General features: G+C 59.3%; 3 protein-coding genes and 1 pseudogene. All 4 read left to right on the forward strand.

What is annotated here, in order from left to right; all coding sequences use genetic code 11:
* A pseudogene (locus tag ACXRVY_RS22295) lies at window positions 1-254 on the forward strand (FAD-dependent oxidoreductase); the annotation flags it as partial.
* 114 nt (window positions 255-368) lie between these two features.
* Window positions 369-1,847, forward strand: coding sequence for a flavin monoamine oxidase family protein (locus tag ACXRVY_RS22300; protein WP_457265881.1), 1,479 nt, complete (start codon window positions 369-371; stop codon window positions 1,845-1,847).
* A gap of 9 nt (window positions 1,848-1,856) precedes the next feature.
* On the forward strand, window positions 1,857-2,513 hold the full coding sequence (locus ACXRVY_RS22305) for a c-type cytochrome (RefSeq protein ID WP_457265882.1): 657 nt from the start codon (window positions 1,857-1,859) through the stop codon (window positions 2,511-2,513).
* A gap of 35 nt (window positions 2,514-2,548) precedes the next feature.
* Window positions 2,549-3,015: hypothetical protein (locus ACXRVY_RS22310; protein ID WP_458238258.1), on the forward strand; the 467-nt coding region annotated here is incomplete at its 3' end.

A 3,015-nucleotide genomic window follows, 5' to 3' on the forward strand; every position in this document is an offset into this window, starting at 1 on the left:
CAACCGGGGCAGAGCAAAACATCCTCTACACGGCTGGGTGTGCGGGGCACGGTGTTGCTACCCAATCGCTCATGGGGCTGCTACTCGCCGAGCGAATCGGTGGTATCGAGAATCCGTTAATGGAGGCGTTGCACCACAAGACGCCTTCAATGCTTCCCGAGCCCYTGCAGTGGTGCGCCATGAATGTTGGCCTTGTGGCAGCCAAAGCTCTTGATGAGTGGACGAACTGGAGGGCCCTACAGCGGCGCAACTGATCATAGTTGTTCTGATGTTTCCCATGTGACTGATTATGTTCGCTTCGCCAATGTTGCGGAGCGAAATACCTGTTGGTCAGTGATCTCAATTAACCGCTGCGTGAGGCATTAGCCATGGCCAAGAGGCCTACCTCTGATTCCGGACTCGATTCAAAACGTAGACAATTTCTGAAACTCGCCGGTGCCTCCGTGGCCGTAGGCGGTTTAGGCCTGAAAGTCGGGCTGGCGCATGCCGGTGCAGCCGCTGGCGACGCGGGTGATGTTCTGGATGTCGCCATCATAGGCGCTGGCCTGGCTGGATTGACTGCCGCCCGGGACCTGCAGCTGGCCGGCAGCCAGTCCTTCGTGGTCCTCGAGGCACGGGACCGCGTGGGAGGTCGAACCCTCAATTTCGACATGGGCAACGGCCATGTTTCCGAGGTCGGTGGCCAGTGGATCGGGCCGGGCCAGACTGCTGTCGAGGATCTCGCGCGGCAGCTGGGGGTGGGAACCTTCCCAAGCTTCTACGAAGGCAGCACGGTCATTCTCGGCGGCGACGGCCGCCTTGAAGTCGATCTCAAGGGAACCTTCGGCACTGATATGACCGTCGCTGGAAAGCTCAGCGAGCTTTCGCGCGATGTGCCCTCGGGGGCGCCCTGGAATTCGCCGAAGGCAGCGGAGCTGGACAAGCTTTCGGTTGGAGATTGGCTGGCCCAGCAAAACATCAAACCTGAGGATCAGCCAGGTTGGGATGCCAGCATGACGCTGAGCGGTGGTGTAACCCCGGCCAAAATGGGGCTCTTGCATTTCCTGTCGATGATCAACTCAGCCAGCTGTGATTACGAAAAGCTCGACTCTATCAAGGACAGCGCCCAGGGTACTCGGTTTGTCGGCGGCTCTCAGATTCTCAGCACCAGAATGGCCGGGCAACTGGGGGACAAGGTGCGCTTGCAGTGCCCGGTCCGCAGGATTGCCGACTGGGATCGCGAGGTCGTCACGCTACACACGGACCAGGGGCTGGTGCGTGCGCGCAAGGTTATCGTGGCCATCCATCCTGCCCTCTGCAACCAGGTGCAGTTCGATCCGCCCCTGCCGCAAGCGCGTGCCGCTCTGCAGCGTGCCTGGCCAGCGCACTCCCCGGCGCGCAAGACGGCTATGGTGTACCCCCGGCCGTTCTGGCGCGACAAGGGCCTGAATGGGCACATCATCATGCTCAATGGTCCCATTATCTGGGCTTGGGATAACTCGCCTCCCAATGGGGACGTGGGCGTCATCAACGCCTTCATATCCAACGCCAATCTGCCCTCGGACCCTGCAACGGCGAAGCACATCCTGACAGAACTCTACGCGCGCGCCTGGGGAGACAAAGCGCTGCAGCCCGTGGCCTATCACGATCAGGATTGGGCGCGTGACGATCCTTGGTCGATCACCTGCATTTCGGCCATACCTCCGGGATTTTGGACCACCCATGGCGAGGCGCTGCGGCCGCCCTGCGGAAATCTGATCTGGTCCGGTACCGAGACCGCCGATATCTGGGCCGGTTACATGGATGGCGCGGTGCGCTCGGGGCACCAGAGTGCCCTGCAGGCTCTTAACGCCCTGCGTCGGGCATAGGAGGTGAATATGAAGAAGTGGATTTTGTTGGGATTTGTTACGGTCGCTGCCGGCCTGCTGACTGTTTACGGCAGGGACCTGCTCGATATTTATTGCCTGGTGACTCACATCAGCACGTCCAGCGAGGCGCGGCAGGCTGATGGTGGGCCGTGGCCACGCCTGACCGATGCATGTGTCGGTTGTCATGGCGCCCAGGGCAACTCGTTGCATCAGGGTTACCCGAGTCTCGCGGGCCAGCCGGCTCCCTACCTGGCGGCTCAGTTGCGCCACTTCGCCAGCGGCGAGCGAGCCAACCCGAACATGGGCCCGCTGGCATTGAGCCTGAGTGAGGCTGACATTTCGCTCCTGTCGGAGTACTTCGCCAAGCACCCAGCTGCTCAAAACGAGTCGTTCAAGCCTGATCCCGCTCAGCAGGAGAAGGGCAAGAAGCTGGTGGCGAGCGGGGGCTGCGCCGCTTGTCATGGTGAAGGTTTGATGGGGCACGACCAATTCCCGCGGTTGGCCGGGCAGGGGCATGACTACCTGCTGGCGCAGCTGAATGCTTTTGCGTTGGGTCGCCGCAAGGATCCGTCAGGCGCGATGACCGCCATTGTCACGACGTTGTCCGCGGATGATCGCAAAGCACTTGCCCATTATCTCGCGGCACTCGCTCCTGTAGCGAAGTGATGTATTGAGTTCAGTATTTAATAGAGGCCATTACTATGGAAATCAGGGATACCTTTGCGTTGCTTTCTTGCGTTCTGTTGGTGCTTTGCGGAGTGACTTACGGGATCAAGTTTCTTAAAAAACAGAATTATCTGCTCGGTTTCGAGTGGCTGATCGTTGCCTTCTCCGGGTCGAATCTTCTGATATACCTCCTCACTGAGTGGAAGATTAACTACAGCATCTCATTCTTTCTCGATGCCTTTTCCCGCGGGTTCGGTGTACCGATTGTTGCCACTCTTGGCCTGATGGCGGTCACCCATAATTACAAACCATCGGTCTCCAAGGATGTCTTGATATTCGCGGCTTCGTTCGCTGCCACATTCGTGCTCGTCCTGGCTGACTTCGTTCGCGAGCCGCTCCCGTACTTCTATGTGATCATGTGGTCGGGCTACACGATTTATCTCGCCTATTTCACCTGGCAATTGGTTTGTGCCGGAGAGAACCTGCACGCGCTGGCTACGGC

The sequence above is a fragment of the Pseudomonas sp. P5_A2_2 genome (assembly GCF_054177685.1).